This is a genomic window from Erwinia sp. MYb375 (assembly GCF_037479175.1).
Lineage (GTDB): Bacteria > Pseudomonadota > Gammaproteobacteria > Enterobacterales > Enterobacteriaceae > Erwinia > Erwinia rhapontici.
The window spans coordinates 84,046-101,447 of record NZ_JBBGZS010000014.1 but is presented as its reverse complement, the minus strand read 5'-3'; the positions used below and the strand labels follow the sequence as shown (position 1 = coordinate 101,447).

Genomic DNA, 17,402 nt, shown 5'->3' with positions numbered 1-17,402 from the left:
GCAATAAAAGTTCGTCAGCTATTGCTGGTCAGATTCTGATAAATCGTCTTGTGTCTGGCCGAGTAGCGCCAGCTCCAACAATGCATATCGATGCTCAACAAAGTTGTGAACGTTGTTGGCGACCGTCAGCTTGAACAACGCTTGGGCGTTGTCCTTCTCCCCCAGACTTAGGTAGTACTTACCTAAATAGAAGTTGGTTTCACTGAGATGTTCAGCGAGCGAGGTGTTATCCGTTGCGTCCGCCTGGAGCCGTTCAATCAGCGTTTTTTCGCTGATATCGCCCAGGTAGAACTCGACAATATTCCATCCCCATTGTTCCTTCACCGCTTTTTCGTAACGCTGCTTGAGCGAAACTTTGGCCTGGTCTGCGTTGATCTCACGTTCAGTAAGATACAGCCACAGGCTGCGGAAGGGATCGTTAGGATCGTCTTGATAAAACGCCAGCAGATCATCTTGCGCCAGTTTAAATCTTCCGCCGTAATAGAGAGCGATACCTCGATTTAAACGCGCATAATTGTAAGTTGGATCAAGCTCAAGTACAGAATCGAACGCTTCATAGGCAGCATCAAAATTGCCTGCCTGCGTTAAATATATGCCTAAGTAATTGAATACTTCGGGCATATCAGGTCTGATAGACAGCGCTTGTGAAAAATCATTTCGCGCCAGTGCTCTCAGACCGAGACTATCATACAACACTCCGCGCTCATATAACAGCTGTGCGCGTTCATCATCGGTCAATGACCGACTGGCAAGTATTTGTTCCATACGAGCGAGAATGACTTCCTGTTGCAGCGTAGGCTGCAATGGTACCGCCAATACTTCGTTCTTACGCCAATCGGTGTTGCTGCATCCTGCCAGCGTCAAAGCTGTCGCAACAATACACCAGCGCAAAAATGGCTTCATTTACCACTCCCGAAAACAAACATTAGGACGAGCATCCTGTCATCCGCCTGCCGTTCACAAGGCCATCCCGCCCTCGCGTTATAACAATCCTCCGCATCCGAAGATGCAGAGGACTCAATGGTAATGCTTTTATTCTGCTTCAGGAGCGGGTGCTGCAGGAGCTTCAGCTTCAGGCTGTGTCTGTTCGCTGGCTTCTTTGATGCTCAGGCGTACGCGACCCTGACGGTCAACTTCCAGTACTTTCACTGGCACTTCCTGGCCCATCTGCAGGTAGTCAGTCACTTTCTCTACACGCTTATCAGCGATCTGAGAAATGTGTACCAGACCTTCTTTACCACCACCGATAGCGACGAAGGCACCGAAATCAACGATGCGGGTCACTTTACCGTTGTAGATACGGCCCACTTCGATTTCTGCGGTGATTTCTTCGATACGACGGATAGCAAATTTCGCTTTCTCACCGTCGGTCGCTGCGATTTTAACGGTACCATCATCTTCGATTTCGATGGTGGTGCCGGTTTCTTCAGTCAGCGCACGGATAACAGAACCACCTTTACCGATCACGTCTTTAATCTTATCAACGCTGATCTTGATGGTGTGAATACGTGGTGCAAACTGAGAGATGTCGCCACGCGGGGTGCTGATAGCCTGTTCCATCACGCTCAGGATATGCAGACGCGCACCCTTAGCCTGGTTCAGTGCTTCCTGCATGATTTCGCGGGTGATACCTTCAATTTTAATGTCCATCTGCAGCGCGGTGATACCTTCACGGCTACCGGCTACTTTGAAGTCCATGTCACCGAGGTGATCTTCGTCGCCCAGAATGTCAGACAGAACAACAAAGTTGTCGTTGTCTTTTACCAGACCCATCGCGATACCGGCTACGGCCGCTTTGATGGGGACACCAGCATCCATCAGTGCCAGAGAAGCACCACACACGGACGCCATTGAAGACGAGCCGTTAGATTCGGTGATTTCAGACACAACACGTACGGTGTACGGGAACGCATCGCCTTTTGGCATCACTGCCAGCACACCGCGTTTCGCCAGACGACCGTGACCAATTTCACGACGCTTAGGCGAACCAACCATGCCGGTTTCACCGACAGAGTACGGAGGGAAGTTATAGTGGAACAGGAAGTTGTCAGTACGCTCGCCCATCAGCTCGTCAAGGTTCTGCGCATCACGGGCAGTACCCAGCGTTGCGGTAACCAGTGCCTGAGTCTCACCACGGGTGAACAGTGCTGAACCATGAGTACGTGGCAGAACACCGGTACGCACATCCAGACCACGGATCATGTCTTTTTCACGGCCATCGATACGTGGCTCACCGCGCAGAATGCGGCTACGCACAACGTTCTTCTCCAGCGTGTGCAGGATGTCGCTGATTTCGCCAGCGTCCAGGGTCTCTTCTTCCGCCAGCAGTGCTGCTGTGGTTTCAGATTTGATCACGCCAACCTGGTTGTAACGTTCCTGTTTTTCAGTGATGCGATACGCATCGCTCAAACGAGATTCAGCCAGTGCAGCAATACGCGCGTGTAACGCTTCGTTGACAGCTTCTGGCGTCCAGTCCCAACGCGGTTTGCCTGCTTCAGCGACCAGTTCGTTGATGGTGTCGATAACGATCTGCTGCTGGTCGTGGCCAAACACCACCGCACCCAGCATCTGATCTTCGCTTAACAGCTCAGCTTCAGACTCAACCATCAGCACTGCGCCTTTCGTACCGGCAACCACCAGGTCCAGCTTGCTCTCTTTGAGTTCGTCGGTGGTTGGGTTCAGTACGTACTGGTCATTCAGGTAACCGACGCGTGCCGCACCGATTGGACCGTTGAATGGCAGGCCAGACAGCGCCAGAGCAGCAGAAGCACCGATAAGCGCAACGATGTCCGGGTTAACCTGTGGGTTAACAGAAACAACGGTAGCGATAACCTGCACTTCGTTTACAAAGCCTTCCGGGAACAGTGGGCGAAGTGGACGGTCAATCAGGCGAGAGGTCAGTGTTTCACCTTCGCTTGGACGACCTTCACGACGGAAGAAGCTGCCCGGGATACGACCAGCAGCATAAGTACGCTCCTGGTAGTTAACCGTCAGTGGGAAGAAGTCCTGGCCTGGCTTAGGCGTTTTGCGGCCTACAACGGTAACGAACACTGCGGTGTCGTCCATGCTTACCATTACGGCGGCCGTTGCCTGGCGGGCCATCATACCGGTCTCAAGTGTGACGGTGTGCTGACCATACTGGAATTTTTTGACGATCGGATTCAGCAAAATTAGTTCCTTAACTTCAGGGCCGGTAGTTTTTTATACCGACCGTGGATTTCTAATCTTCATTCTTGCATCCTCGCGACTAATGACAACCCTGATCCCAGATGGGATAAAGCCTCTCATTAGCCGCGCGAACCTCTGCAACTGAAGATCACACTCACCAACAATACAATAGTTTGCGTTTAATTGCTGCCGCTTGCTTGAAAAAAGGGGCCATAAAGGCCCCTTTCCAGCGAAACTCGCACCAGGTTGTCCGATTACCCACTTTAGTATTCAGATGTACTGAAACCGTGGCAGGACAACCTGTAAGAATTAGCGACGCAGACCCAGACGTTCGATCAGGCTGGTGTAACGTGCAACATCTTTACGCTTCAGGTAATCCAGCAGCTTACGACGCTGGGAAACCATACGCAGCAGACCGCGACGGCTGTGGTGGTCTTTCTTGTGCTCAGAGAAGTGACCCTGCAGGTGACTAATCTGTGCGCTCAGCAATGCAACCTGAACTTCAGTAGAACCACTGTCATTTGCGCCACGACCGAAATCAGCAACGATCTGTGCTTTAGTTTCAACACTTAGAGACATGAGACAACTCCAAAAATTAAGATAAATGTACAGGCGCCGATCTCTAATTCAGCCACCCAGTGTAAAGCCGCGCCATTCTACTCTTAGCGCCAGACAAGCGCAAATTTACCCGTCATATTTCGAGCAGCAGATGCGCTGGCTACGCTTGCTCATCCGGTCACATAGTACTCTATGCTCCCGGGTATTCACAAACGTGCCGCCTTCCTGCAACCCGAACTATTTTGGGTAATGCTAGTCGAAATATTCTACAACCAGCCGGCGCGGCGCCACGCGCCCATCGTCAGCGATTTCCGCCATACCGATAAATTTCTGATCGTCGCCTTCCGTCACGCGCACCAGCCCACTGGCGGGGGCCCCCGCCGCCTGAACCGGCATACCTTGCTTGAAGTAAGCAGCCACCGAACTCAGCAGGTTCACCACCGGGTACTCGGCCGCTGGGCTGTCCATGGGCATCAACAGCGCGTCCAGCAGGTCGGCAGGCAACTGTTCACTACGGTGTGCTTCTTCCGTCAACGCACTCAGCTGTTCCAGCGTGACCATTTTCTCGATCGGATAGGTGGCAACCTGCAAACGGCGCAAATAAGTGACATGTGCGCCACAGCCAAGCTTTTCACCGAGATCGTCGATGATAGTGCGAATATACGTCCCTTTCGAAACGTGGATTTCCAGCTCAAGTTCATTCCCTTCATGGCGAATAAACAACAGCTCGTACACCTGAATGCTGCGCGATTCACGCGGCACTTCAATACCTTCACGGGCATATTCGTACAGCTTACGCCCCTGATATTTCAGTGCCGAATACATCGACGGGATCTGCTGCGTAACACCGCGGAAACTTTCCAGCGCCTGTTCAAGTGCTTCTGCCGTAAACGCCACCGGACGCTCACTGACAATCACACCATCCGCATCCGACGTATCAGTGCGCTGCCCCAGGCGGGCTATCACACGGTAACGTTTATCAGATTCCAGCAGATACTGGGAGAATTTCGTCGCTTCCCCCAGGCAAATCGGCAGCATGCCTGTCGCCAGTGGATCCAGCGCACCGGTATGACCGGCACGATTGGCGTTATACAAACGTTTCACTTTCTGCAGCGCATCGTTGGAGGACAAGCCCGTAGGCTTATCCAGCAACAGCACACCGTGGATATCGCGACCGCGACGGCGAGGACGACTCATTACTCTGCTTTACCTTCTTCCTGATTTTCTTCTGCCGGACCGCGACGCTCTTCGTCATTTCTGACCACGTTAGTCACGAGGTTAGACATGCGCATCCCTTCAACCAGCGAGTTATCGTAGAAGAAGGTCAGTTCAGGCACGATACGCAGGCGCATCGCTTTGCCGAGCAGCGTACGGATATAGCCAGAAGCGTCACCCAGGGCGCGCAGGCCACCTTTGATTGCGGCTTCATCTTTGTCGTTGAGGAAGGTCACGAACACTTTGGCATAGGCCAGGTCACGCGACACATCAACACCTGAAACGGTGACCATCATGCCAAGACGTGGGTCTTTAATCTCACGCTGCAAAATGATAGCAATCTCTTTTTGCAGCTCTTGAGAAACGCGCTGAGGGCGACCAAATTCTTTCGCCATAATATTATCTCTCTATAAAGAATTGGGAGGCCAGAAGCCTCCCAAATATTAATGTTGCTGATTGCGGTCGTCGACTCAGTCGATGGTACGCTGGATTTCGATAATTTCGAATACTTCGATCATATCGCCAACACGTACATCGTTGTAGTTCTTCACGCCGATACCACATTCCATGCCGTTACGGACTTCGTTAACGTCATCTTTGAAGCGGCGCAGGGATTCCAGCTCGCCTTCATAGATAACCACGTTGTCACGCAGTACGCGGATTGGGTTGTGACGTTTGATATTACCTTCCGTCACCATACAGCCCGCGATAGCACCAAATTTCGGTGATTTGAACACGTCACGTACGGCAGCCAGACCGATGATCTGCTGTTTGTACTCAGGTGCCAACATGCCGCTCATCGCTGCTTTCACTTCGTCAATCAGATTATAGATGACGGAGTAGTAACGCAGATCCAGGCTTTCGGAATCAATCACGCGGCGCGCAGATGCATCGGCACGAACGTTGAAGCCCACCAGGATTGCGTTAGATGCTGCTGCCAGCGTGGCGTCGGTTTCAGTAATACCACCCACACCAGAACCGATGATTTTCACTTTCACTTCATCAGTAGACAGCTTCATCAGGGATTCGGAGATAGCTTCTACAGAACCCTGTACGTCAGCTTTCAGTACGATGTTCAGTTCAGACACTTCGCCTTCGGTCATGTTCGCAAACATGTTTTCCAGCTTAGATTTCTGCTGACGAGCCAGCTTAACTTCACGGAATTTGCCCTGACGATACAGTGCCACTTCACGTGCTTTCTTCTCGTCACGTACGACGGTCGCTTCATCACCCGCTGCCGGCACACCGGACAGGCCAAGGATCTCAACCGGAATAGATGGGCCCGCAGTCAGTACTTCGCGGCCCAACTCGTCGCGCATCGCACGGACACGGCCGTATTCGAAGCCACACAGGACGATATCGCCTTTGTTCAGCGTACCTTCACGAACCAGTACGGTTGCAACCGGGCCACGACCTTTATCCAGGAAGGACTCGATAACCACACCGCTTGCCATACCCTGACGCACTGCGCTCAGTTCGAGAACTTCCGCCTGCAGCAGGATAGCATTCAGCAGGTCATCGATACCGGTACCGACTTTAGCAGAAACGCTAACGAACATGTTTTCGCCGCCCCACTCTTCCGGAATGATACCGTATTGAGTGAGCTCGGTTTTAACACGGTCTGGATCAGCTTCAGGCTTATCGCATTTGTTCACCGCAACGACAACCGGCACTTTGGCCGCTTTCGCATGCTGGATCGCTTCGATAGTCTGTGGCATCACGCCATCGTCTGCTGCAACCACCAGGATAACGATATCCGTTGCCTGAGCACCGCGGGCACGCATTGAAGTAAACGCTGCGTGGCCTGGGGTATCCAGGAAGGTGACCATACCGTTGTCAGTTTCAACGTGGTAAGCACCGATATGCTGAGTAATGCCGCCCGCTTCGCCAGAGGCGACTTTGGTGGAGCGAATGTAGTCCAGCAGAGATGTTTTACCGTGGTCAACGTGACCCATGATAGTGACGACCGGCGCACGAGACTCATGCACCGCATCGGTATCACGGTCACTCATGACCGCTTCTTCCAGCTCATTTTCGCGGCGCAGAGTCACTTTGTGACCCATTTCTTCCGCTACCATCTGAGCCGTTTCCTGGTCGATGACCTGGTTGATGGTGGCCATAGCGCCCATTTTCATCATCGCTTTGATGACCTGGGAGCCTTTCACCGCCATCTTGTTAGCCAGTTCCGCTACGGTGACAGTTTCACCGATGATAACGTCACGGTTAACAGCCTGAGCTGGCTTGTTGAAGCCCTGCTGCAGTGTACTTGGCTTGCGTTTGCCGCCTTTGCCGCCACGAACCTGAGCACGCGCTTCTTCGCGGTCAGTTTTCGCTTCAGAATGCTTGTTGCCTTTCTTGCGAACAGGGGCTTTAGCTGGACGTGTTGCAGTACGAGTACGACGGTCACCTTCGACCTGTGCGTCATTTTCGTCTTCTGCTGCACGAGCGTGAGTTGAAGTCGTAACGTGGTAATCAGAAGTGTCTTCCACTTCTTTAACCTGCGTCCACTCTTCGCCTTTCTCTTCCGCCATTTTGCGTGCTTCTTCGGCTACGCGCTTCGCTTCTTCTTCGATCTTGCGACGCGCTTCTTCTTCAGCTTTACGCTTCAGTTCTGCCGATTCCGCTTCACGGCGGGCTTTATCGGACTGGGAAGCCCGGGTTGTTTCGTCGGTATGTTGATTGCTCACTTTATCTCTTTCCGCTGCATCACGTTTGGCTTTATCAGCTGCCTCACGTTTGGCCTGCTCCTCGGCTTCACGCTTCGCTTTGTCTTGAGCTGCGCGCTGGGCTTGTTCTTCAGCCTCGCGACGAGCCAGTTCTTCCGCTTCACGCTCTGCCTGGGCTTCCGCTTCTGCTTGTTCAGCATCAACCGGATCGCCTTTTACATAAGTGCGTTTTTTGCGGACTTCGATTTGCACCGACTTACTTTTGCCCCCGGTGCCTGGAACATTCAAGGTGCTGCGCGTTTTGCGCTGCAGAGTAAGCTTACCAGATCCGCCGCCATGATCGCGGTTCAGATGGGTCAGCAAAGTCTCTTTTTCATGCTGGGTAACAGAGTCAGTCTCAGACTTTTGGATCCCTGCATCAGCAAATTGCTGTACCAGGCGTTCTACCGGCGTCTGAATCTCTGCGGCCAGGGATTTTACGGTTACATCTGTCGTCATGCTGTTCCTTCCTGCTACAGTTTATTACGCGTCGTCGCCGAACCAACAGATATTTCGTGCAGCCATAATCAGCTCACCAGCCCTTTCATCGTTCAGGCCCTCAATATCTGACAGATCGTCAACACCCTGCTCGGCAAGATCTTCCAGCGTACATACGCCTTTAGCTGCCAGCTTGAAGGCCATCTCGCGTTCCAGTCCTTCCAGGCTCAGTAAATCTTCTGCCGGTTGGGTGTCGCCGAGGCTCTCTTCCTTGGCCAGTGCCAGGGTGGTTAACGCGTTTTTAGCTCGGTCGCGCAACGCTTCTACTGTCTCTTCATCAAGACCGTCGATTTCCAGCAGCTCGTTAATCGGCACATAAGCCAGCTCTTCCAGAGAAGAGAAGCCTTCTTCGACCAGAATGGTCGCGAAGTCTTCGTCGATATAGAGATGTTTGGTAAAGACGTCAATGGCAGCATGAGCTTCAGCCTGATGCTTGGCCTGCAGGTCGTCGACCGTCATCACGTTCAGCTCCCAGCCACTTAACTGTGAAGCCAAACGCACGTTTTGGCCATTACGGCCGATCGCCTGGGCCAGATTACCGGCTTCCACAGCGATATCCATGGTGTGATTATCTTCATCCACCACGATAGAGGCGACATCCGCCGGGGCCATTGCGTTGATCACGAACTGCGCAGGATTATCATCCCACAGCACGATATCAATACGCTCGCCACCCAGCTCACTGGATACCGCCTGAACACGCGCACCACGCATACCGACACAAGCACCGACCGGGTCGATACGCTTGTCGTTGGTTTTCACTGCGATTTTAGCTCGGGAGCCTGGATCGCGCGCAGCGGCTTTAATTTCAAGAACTTCTTCAGCAATTTCTGGCACTTCAATGCGGAACAGTTCGATCAGCATTTCCGGTTTAGAACGGCTGACGAACAGCTGAGCACCACGCGCTTCAGGGCGCACAGCGTACAGTACGCCACGGATACGGTCACCCGGACGGAAGTTCTCACGCGGCAACATATCTTCACGGATAATCACGGCTTCTGCGTTGGTGTTAGAACCATCGTTTGGACGCACTTCCAGTGAGATATTGTCACGGTTAACTTTCTTCACCACGCCAGTGATGATTTCGCCTTCCTGCTCGCGGAACTGATCGACAACCATCGCGCGTTCAGCTTCACGAACTTTCTGTACGATAACCTGCTTGGCAGTCTGGGTAGTGATACGGTCAAAGGTCACAGATTCGATCTGATCTTCAACAAAGCCACCCAGGCCCAGTGATTCATCTTCGTAGACGGCGGCTTCCAGCGTAATTTCACGCGTCGGCATCGTCACTTCGTCCACAATCAACCAACGGCGGAAAGTATCGAAATCGCCACTTTTGCGATCGATGCTGACGCGAACGTCAATTTCCTGCTCGTATTTTTTCTTGGTGGCTGTGGCCAGCGCGCTCTCCAGAGCTTCGAAAATCTTCTCGCGTGGGAGGGACTTCTCATTAGAGACCGCTTCTACAACAGCTAAGATTTCTTTGTTCATCCTGGTATGCCTCAATCCGGACTTTTAAAAGTGGGGAACCAGGTTCGCCTTCTGGATATTACTCAGCGCGAACACTTCGTCGTTACCCTCAACGGCAACAGTGATCATCTCACCCTCGACAGATTTAATGATACCTTGCCATTTGCGACGGTTCTGGACCGCCATACGCAGAACCAGGCTCACTTCTTCGCCAGTAAAACGGACATAATGTTCTGCGGTAAACATTGGTCGGTCAAGACCAGGCGAGGAGACTTCGAGGTTGTAAGCAACGGTAATTGGGTCTTCGACGTCAAATACCGCACTGACCTGGTGGCTCACATCAGCGCAATCATCAACATTGATGCCATCTTCACTATCAATATAGATGCGCAAGGTGGATGTGCGACCGCGTACAAACTCAATACCAACCAGTTCGTAGCCTAGCGCTTCTACCGGTGCTGAGATCAGCTCTGTTAATTTTTGCTCTAACGTGGACAATCCCACCCCCAAGACGTAAAAAAAGGGCCTATAGCCCAGTGATGCTGCTTCCTGATAACAAAAAACCCCGAAATATCGGGGCTTAATGCGACTGGACCCTGTAAACCGCCACTGGCGGCTCGGCACAATCCAAAAGAATTTTTTTCAAAATCAACTGAAATACGTAATGTGGAGTATACAGTTTATTTGAAAAAGAACTCTAAGGGAAAGTGGTTGCGGGGGCCGGATTTGAACCGACGACCTTCGGGTTATGAGCCCGACGAGCTACCAGGCTGCTCCACCCCGCGTCCGAATACTACGCAAAACTTGCAAAAATTGCAAGCAAAACTGAGATTTGGTACCGAGGACGGGACTTGAACCCGTAAGCCCATGCGGGCACTACCACCTCAAGGTAGCGTGTCTACCAATTCCACCACCACGGCACTAAAGAGGCGACTTTTTTATTTCTGTCGCGTCGAAACGGTTACTGCAACTTCTTTTACTGCTTACTGCGGGATATCGCTGCCCGGTGTTACCGGTTTCGCTGGCTGAGTCTGTTGGGACTGCGCCGGCTGAGTCAGGTTTTCCCACTCGCTTCCTTTCTGGGTTTTATTGCTGTTGATGTTACCCAGAACCAGACTGATAATGAAGAACAGGGTCGCCAGTACTGCAGTCATACGGGTCATGAAGTTACCAGAACCGTTAGAACCGAACAGTGTACCAGAAGCGCCTGCACCAAATGATGCTCCCATATCAGCGCCTTTACCTTGCTGAAGCATGATCAGACCGACAAGGCCGATTGCCACAATAAGGAAAACTACTAAAAGAGCTTCGTACATAATCAACCTTGTTCCTGGTGCGTTAAACGCACATCAAAAGCTTCAAGCCAGTTAGTCTTAATAAGTAGTTAACGACCTACCTATGAAGCGGGTGTGAATACTAACCAAAGGTGACCGCACGTGCAAGGGCAATTTCATACGCCATTACTGATTGCGGAAAAAAACGACAAAAGGCCGTTTTTTGGAGAAAAAACACGCGCTTTAGCCGAAATAAACATACGTATTCTGCAAACGAACTGCCCGGTAAGACTTCAAAAAAGACTGTCCCGGGCATCGTGTTAAACCGCTTTTACTGCATCAGCAATACGGTGCGCCAGCGCAGTCACCTGCGCTTCATCCTCACCTTCCACCATCACTCGGATGAGAGGCTCGGTGCCTGACTTACGTAACAATACGCGTCCACGCCCTTTTAATTCGGCTTCAACCTCTGCAGTCACCGACTTGACCTGGCTGTCTTCCAGCGGATCAGTGGCACCACTGAAACGCACATTCACCAGAATTTGTGGCAACAGTTTCATTCCGCTGCACAGGTCGTGCAGGGTCATATGGTTACGCACCATCGCAGTCAGCACCTGCAAGCCTGCAACAATCCCGTCGCCCGTGGTGGTTTTATCCAGCAGAATAACGTGACCTGAGTTCTCAGCCCCCAGGCGCCAGCCCTTCTCTTTCAGTTTTTCCAGTACGTAGCGGTCACCCACTTTGGCACGTGCGAACGGAATACCCAGTTGTTTCAGCGCCAGCTCCAGGCCCATGTTGCTCATCAGTGTGCCAACTACGCCACCGCGCAGTTGCCCCTGGCGCAGCCCTTCCCGGGCAATAAGATAGAGGATCTGATCGCCATCCACTTTGTGGCCAAGGTGGTCAACCATCATGATACGGTCGCCATCGCCATCGTAAGCCAGACCAACATCGGCTTTTTCTGCCAGCACACGCTCCTGCAACAGGCGGAGATCGGTCGCACCGCAATCTTTGTTGATGTTCATACCGTCCGGCTGTACACCAATCGCGATGACCGTAGCACCCAGTTCACGTAATACGTTTGGCGCGATGTGATAAGTGGCACCATTTGCGCAGTCGACCACAATTTTCAAGCCATTCAGACTCAGCTCGCTCGGGAATGTCCCTTTGCAAAACTCAATATAGCGCCCGGCAGCATCTACGATACGGCTGGCACGCCCCAGTTCGGCAGATTCGACACAAGTAATCGGTTTTTCCATTTCCGCTTCGATCGCTTCTTCCACTTCATCCGGCAGCTTAGTGCCTTCGGTAGAAAAGAATTTAATGCCGTTATCGTCAAAGGGATTGTGTGACGCAGAAATCACAATGCCGGCTTCTGCACGGAAGGTGCGGGTCAGATATGCGATAGCCGGGGTTGGCATCGGACCGGTGAATGCCGCAGACAGACCCGCAGCAGCCAGGCCTGCCTCCAGTGCAGACTCCAGCATATAGCCAGAAATACGCGTGTCTTTACCAATAATGATCTTCTTGGAACCATGACGCGCCAGCACTTTACCTGCAGCAAAGCCCAGCTTCAGCACGAAGTCCGGAGTAATCGGAGACTCACCCACTTTGCCGCGGATGCCATCTGTACCAAAATATTTACGCTCGCTCATACTATTTTTCTTCCCTTGCAGACTGTGTGGCTTCGACGACGCGCATCGCCTCTACGGTTTCTTTCACATCGTGTACGCGCAGAATATGGGCTCCCTGCATGGCGGCAATCACTGCACAAGCGAGACTCCCGGTCAGGCGCTGGGATGGCCCGACATTCAATAGCTGACCAACCATACTCTTGCGTGACATTCCTACCAACAGCGGCAGGCCAAAGTGGTGGTAATCCGCCAGATGCGCCAGCAATTGATAATTGTGGGAGAGATTCTTACCGAAACCGAAACCGGGGTCGAGCAACAGTTGCGATTTTTTGATCCCAGCGGCTTCACAGCGGGCGATATGCTCGACAAAAAAGGCATCCACATCCTGTAAAATGTTCTGATACTGCGGTGCCTGCTGCATCGTTTTCGGCTCACCTTGCATATGCATCAGGCAGACAGGAAGACCGGTTTCCGCTGCTGCTGCTAACGCGCCAGGTTCCTGCAGGGAACGAATATCATTGATGATATGCGCGCCTGCCCGTGCAGATTCGCGGATAACGTCAGGTTTCGAGGTATCGACTGAAATCCAGACCTCAAAACGCTGTGCAATGGCTTCCACGACCGGCATAACCCGGTCCAGTTCCTGTTGAACACTGACCTCTACCGCACCGGGACGCGTGGATTCACCGCCCACATCAATGATGGTTGCCCCTGCGTTGATCATCTCATTGGCATGAGTCAGCGCCTGGATTAACTCATTATGCTTGCCGCCATCGGAAAAAGAGTCAGGAGTGACATTCAAAATCCCCATTACGTGAGGATGTGAAAGGTCGAGCACGGAATCTCTGGCGTACAGCTTCATAACAAATTTTCTCCGGTAACAGGGATAAAAAAAACCCCGGTCAGCGCCGGGGTTTTGATGATATCAATTTACAGCACAGCGAATGAAACCGCCGCACAGTTTTTACATGGTGCTGGTAGGCGTCGGCGGATCATCCACCGGGCGCGGTGCCTGTGGGCTGCCGCCGTTTTTATCGGAGTTGTCAGAGCTGGTGCTCTCTTCCCAACCCGCTGGTGGGCGCACTTCACGGCGTGCCATCAGATCGCTGACCTGCGGAGCATCAATGGTTTCATACTTCATCAGCGCGTCTTTCATCGCGTGAAGGATGTCCATATTCTCATCCAGAATACGGCGAGCACGGGCGTAGTTAGTATCAATCAGTTTTTTCACTTCCTGATCGATAATACGCGCCGTTTCATCAGACATGTGTTTCGCTTTTGCTACCGAACGACCAAGGAATACTTCACCTTCTTCTTCAGCATACAGCAGCGGACCCAGTTTCTCTGAGAAGCCCCATTGAGTCACCATGTTGCGCGCAACGCTGGTGGCCATTTTGATGTCTGAAGAAGCACCGGTAGAGACATAGTCTGGACCATAGATGATTTCTTCAGCCAGACGGCCACCGTAAGCGACGGAAATACGGCTTTCCAGCTTCTGACGGTTGGCGCTGATCTCATCACCCTCAGGCAAGAAGAATGCGACACCCAATGCACGTCCACGCGGAATAATCGTCACTTTATGCACCGGGTCATAACCGGGTACCAGTGTACCGACAATGGCGTGCCCGGCTTCATGGTAAGCCGTCGACTCTTTCTGCGCTTCGGTCATCACCATGGAGCGGCGTTCTGCCCCCATCATGATTTTATCTTTGGCTTTTTCAAACTCAACCATCGATACCACACGCTTATTACCACGTGCCGCAAACAGAGCCGCTTCGTTGACCAGGTTAGCCAGGTCAGCACCGGAGAAGCCCGGGGTACCACGTGCAATCACAGACGGTTCCATATCAGTCGACAGCGGTACACGTCGCATATGGACTTTCAGGATCTGCTCACGACCACGAACATCTGGCAGGCCAACCACAACCTGACGGTCGAAACGGCCCGGACGCAGTAATGCCGGGTCAAGCACGTCAGGACGGTTAGTTGCCGCGATCACGATGATGCCTTCATTACCTTCGAAGCCATCCATTTCAACCAGCATCTGGTTCAGGGTTTGCTCACGTTCATCGTGACCACCGCCCAAACCGGCACCACGCTGACGGCCCACAGCATCGATTTCATCGATGAAGATAATGCACGGCGCAGCTTTTTTAGCCTGTTCAAACATGTCACGAACGCGGGATGCACCCACACCAACAAACATTTCAACGAAGTCAGAACCGGAGATGGTAAAGAAAGGTACTTTCGCTTCACCGGCAATCGCTTTTGCCAGCAAGGTTTTACCGGTACCCGGAGGACCGACCATCAGTACGCCTTTCGGAATTTTACCGCCGAGTTTCTGGAAGCGACTTGGCTCACGCAGGTATTCAACCAGCTCGCTGACTTCTTCTTTTGCTTCGTCACAACCGGCAACGTCCGCAAAGGTGGTCTTGATTTGATCTTCTGTCAGCATGCGGGCCTTGCTCTTGCCGAAGGACATCGCGCCCTTTCCGCCGCCGCCCTGCATCTGACGCATAAAGAAGATCCAGACACCGATAAGTAGCAGCATTGGGAACCAGGAGATGAAGATCGACGCCAGCAGGCTCGGCTCTTCTGGTGGTTCACCCACTACTTTCACATTTTTAGTCAACAGGTTGTCGAGCAACTTAGGATCGTTGACGGGAATGTAGGTCGTATATCGATTACTGTCTTTTTTGGTTACGTTAATCTCACGCCCGTTAATACGTGCCTCGCGGACCTGATCCTGGTTCACTTCCGACAGGAAGGTTGAATAATCAACCCGACGGCCATTCGACTCGCTGGGCCCAAAGCTCTGGAATACAGACATCAGCACGACTGCGATGACTAACCAGAGAATCAGGTTTTTCGCCATGTCACTCAAGGGATTAACCTCATATTACAACGGTGTTAACAGACAGCGTAGGGTACTCTATATCCTTCACACTTGGAATCGCTGAGGTGCTGACAGCCAATCCAGTTATTCTGGTTACAGTTTGCGCCCTGTCGCTACAATGTACACTTCACGCGAACGAGAGCGCGAAGCGTCCGGCTTACGAATTTTTACTTTCGTAAACAGGGAGCGAATTTCCCGGAGGTATTCTTCAAAGCCATCTCCCTGAAACACTTTCACTAAAAAGCTTCCACCAGGTGCCAAAACGTCACGGCACATTTCCAACGCAAGCTCACATAAATACATAGACCGGGGAATATCGACGGCAGGCGTACCCGTCATGTTGGGTGCCATATCTGACATCACAACCTGAACCTTGGTCTCACCTACGCGTTCCAGCAGAGCTTTCAGCACCAATTCATCACGAAAGTCACCCTGAAGGAAATCGACACCGACGATAGGATCCATCGGCAGAAGATCACAAGCAATAACGTGACCCTTTGCCCCAATCTGGGTGACCACATACTGCGACCAACCACCGGGAGCCGCGCCGAGATCCACCACAGTCATCCCAGGTTTGAACAGTTTGTCGCCTTGCTGTATCTCATCCAGTTTAAACCAGGCGCGCGAGCGCAGCCCTTTTTTCTGTGCCTCAAGCACATATTTATCGCTAAAGTGTTCCTGTAGCCAGCGGCTGGAACTGGCCGAACGCTTTTTACCTGTCATACAATTTCCAACTATGATTCAACGTAAGCGATAAATAAACCGCTCAAATCAGCGCTGCCGATTTGGTGATACACCCGAGATGGCGGTAGAATGACCCGTTTTCAATCCCAATGTAAGTAAAAAATACGATGAATCTGAGTACCAAACAAAAACAGCACCTGAAAGGTCTGGCCCATCCGCTGAAGCCAGTTGTTATGCTGGGCAACAATGGTTTGACCGAAGGGGTGCTGGCCGAGATCGAACAAGCACTGGAGCACCATGAACTTATCAAGGTGAAAATCGCCACAGAAGATCGTGAGACGAAAGCCCTGGTAGTTGAGGCCATCGTGCGCGAAACGCGTGCAGTCAATGTGCAGGTTATCGGCAAGACGCTGGTACTGTACCGTCCAACGAAAGAGCGCAAGATTTCCATTCCGCGTTGATGAGCAGGTCGGTTTTCGGGCCGACTTGTCCATACTAAGCTCAGGACTGGAGAAAGTGCCATGCTCCTGATTCTGATAAAAGGCCGCGTTGCGGCCTTTTTCTTATCTTTACAAAACCTCAGTTATTTTGAGGACTGTAAAAATTAAAGATATTCTACTTTTAAGATTTCATATTCCACATCGCCACCTGGGGTTTTGATAATGGCAATGTCATCAGCAACCTTGCCCACCAGGCCACGCGCCATTGGTGAGTTCACTGAAATCAGATTCTGCTTAAAGTTCGCTTCGTCATCCCCTACGATACGGTAGGTAGACTCTTCATCAGTGTCCACATTCAGCACGGTCACTGTGGCACCGAAAATCACGCGGCCGTTAGCATTGCCCGCCATTTTGGTGACATCAATCACCTGGGCATTCGACAGCTTGGCTTCAATTTCCTGAATACGGCCTTCGCAGAACCCTTGCTCTTCACGAGCAGCATGATATTCAGCATTTTCTTTTAAATCGCCGTGTTCGCGAGCATCTGCAATTGAGGCAATAATTCTAGGGCGTTTAACGGTTTTCAGCTCTTCCAGCTCTTCGCGCAGTTTTTCCGCGCCCCTCAACGTCATCGGAATCTGGTTCATCTCAATACCTCTTAAAATCTATCCTGTTTAAAGTGTCGTCATCCTGACGGGTGGCATGCAGGAAGGGCGTCCTGCGGCGCTTACTACTGATTTGAAACGAAAGAAGCCTGACCCGGAGCAAGCTCCAGGGCAGGTTCGATTTTGCAATTTGATACGTATTTTACCCCAGAGTTCCCTGGGGGTCATCGTTTACTTTCCACCACAATGCACCGT

Annotated in this window: 15 protein-coding genes and 2 tRNA genes; 1 reads left to right on the top strand and 16 read right to left on the bottom strand. The window is 51.9% G+C overall.

Annotated elements, in window-relative coordinates; genetic code table 11:
* Positions 1 to 18: 18 nt before the first annotated feature.
* The 15 genes from nlpI to rlmE all read right to left on the bottom strand — a co-directional run bounded on the left by nlpI (position 19) and on the right by rlmE (position 16,141).
* Entirely contained in the window at positions 19 to 903 is an 885-nt protein-coding gene (gene nlpI, locus WH279_RS07020) for a lipoprotein NlpI (RefSeq protein ID WP_200642743.1), read from the bottom strand.
* A gap of 129 nt (positions 904 to 1,032) precedes the next feature.
* Positions 1,033 to 3,168 carry a polyribonucleotide nucleotidyltransferase gene (gene pnp / locus WH279_RS07015; protein ID WP_339455403.1) on the bottom strand — a complete coding sequence of 712 codons (2,136 nt, stop codon included), beginning with the start codon at positions 3,166 to 3,168 and terminating at the stop codon, positions 1,033 to 1,035.
* Positions 3,169 to 3,477: 309 nt separating this feature from the next.
* Entirely contained in the window at positions 3,478 to 3,747 is a 270-nt protein-coding gene (gene rpsO / locus WH279_RS07010; RefSeq protein ID WP_133844034.1) for a 30S ribosomal protein S15, read from the bottom strand.
* A 231-nt stretch (positions 3,748 to 3,978) separates the two neighbouring features.
* Complete coding sequence (truB, locus tag WH279_RS07005) at positions 3,979 to 4,923, bottom strand: tRNA pseudouridine(55) synthase TruB (RefSeq protein WP_133844036.1); 945 nt, start codon at positions 4,921 to 4,923, stop codon at positions 3,979 to 3,981.
* A complete protein-coding gene (gene rbfA, locus WH279_RS07000) occupies positions 4,923 to 5,336 on the bottom strand; it encodes a 30S ribosome-binding factor RbfA (protein ID WP_133844038.1) in 414 nt (137 codons plus the stop codon). Before rbfA ends, truB begins: the two co-directional genes overlap by 1 nt.
* Before the next feature lie 75 nt (positions 5,337 to 5,411).
* The gene (gene infB, locus WH279_RS06995) at positions 5,412 to 8,105 is read right to left on the bottom strand and encodes a translation initiation factor IF-2 (protein WP_200642741.1); all 2,694 of its coding nucleotides are present in this window, start codon (positions 8,103 to 8,105) and stop codon (positions 5,412 to 5,414) included.
* Positions 8,106 to 8,129: 24 nt separating this feature from the next.
* On the bottom strand, positions 8,130 to 9,635 hold the full coding sequence (gene nusA, locus WH279_RS06990) for a transcription termination factor NusA (RefSeq protein WP_339455402.1): 1,506 nt from the start codon (positions 9,633 to 9,635) through the stop codon (positions 8,130 to 8,132).
* 24 nt (positions 9,636 to 9,659) lie between these two features.
* Entirely contained in the window at positions 9,660 to 10,112 is a 453-nt protein-coding gene (gene rimP, locus WH279_RS06985; RefSeq protein ID WP_048914488.1) for a ribosome maturation factor RimP, read from the bottom strand.
* 210 nt (positions 10,113 to 10,322) lie between these two features.
* Positions 10,323 to 10,399 (bottom strand) — tRNA-Met (locus tag WH279_RS06980).
* A 48-nt stretch (positions 10,400 to 10,447) separates the two neighbouring features.
* Positions 10,448 to 10,534, bottom strand: a tRNA-Leu gene (locus WH279_RS06975).
* Positions 10,535 to 10,597: 63 nt separating this feature from the next.
* Positions 10,598 to 10,930 carry a preprotein translocase subunit SecG gene (gene secG, locus WH279_RS06970; protein ID WP_133844044.1) on the bottom strand — a complete coding sequence of 111 codons (333 nt, stop codon included), beginning with the start codon at positions 10,928 to 10,930 and terminating at the stop codon, positions 10,598 to 10,600.
* 278 nt (positions 10,931 to 11,208) lie between these two features.
* Positions 11,209 to 12,543 carry a phosphoglucosamine mutase gene (glmM, locus tag WH279_RS06965; protein WP_227535618.1) on the bottom strand — a complete coding sequence of 445 codons (1,335 nt, stop codon included), beginning with the start codon at positions 12,541 to 12,543 and terminating at the stop codon, positions 11,209 to 11,211.
* A 1-nt stretch (position 12,544) separates the two neighbouring features.
* Positions 12,545 to 13,384 carry a dihydropteroate synthase gene (folP, locus tag WH279_RS06960; protein ID WP_159337319.1) on the bottom strand — a complete coding sequence of 280 codons (840 nt, stop codon included), beginning with the start codon at positions 13,382 to 13,384 and terminating at the stop codon, positions 12,545 to 12,547.
* A gap of 102 nt (positions 13,385 to 13,486) precedes the next feature.
* Entirely contained in the window at positions 13,487 to 15,397 is a 1,911-nt protein-coding gene (gene ftsH / locus WH279_RS06955) for an ATP-dependent zinc metalloprotease FtsH (RefSeq protein ID WP_133844050.1), read from the bottom strand.
* Between the two features lie 114 nt (positions 15,398 to 15,511).
* Complete coding sequence (rlmE, locus tag WH279_RS06950; protein WP_133844051.1) at positions 15,512 to 16,141, bottom strand: 23S rRNA (uridine(2552)-2'-O)-methyltransferase RlmE; 630 nt, start codon at positions 16,139 to 16,141, stop codon at positions 15,512 to 15,514.
* Between the two features lie 128 nt (positions 16,142 to 16,269).
* Here rlmE and yhbY point away from each other — a divergent pair, with 128 nt between their 5' ends.
* A complete protein-coding gene (yhbY, locus tag WH279_RS06945) occupies positions 16,270 to 16,563 on the top strand; it encodes a ribosome assembly RNA-binding protein YhbY (RefSeq protein ID WP_048914482.1) in 294 nt (97 codons plus the stop codon).
* A 143-nt stretch (positions 16,564 to 16,706) separates the two neighbouring features.
* Here yhbY and greA read toward each other — a convergent pair whose 3' ends face one another.
* The gene (gene greA, locus WH279_RS06940) at positions 16,707 to 17,189 is read right to left on the bottom strand and encodes a transcription elongation factor GreA (protein ID WP_133844053.1); all 483 of its coding nucleotides are present in this window, start codon (positions 17,187 to 17,189) and stop codon (positions 16,707 to 16,709) included.
* Positions 17,190 to 17,402: the final 213 nt, after the last annotated feature.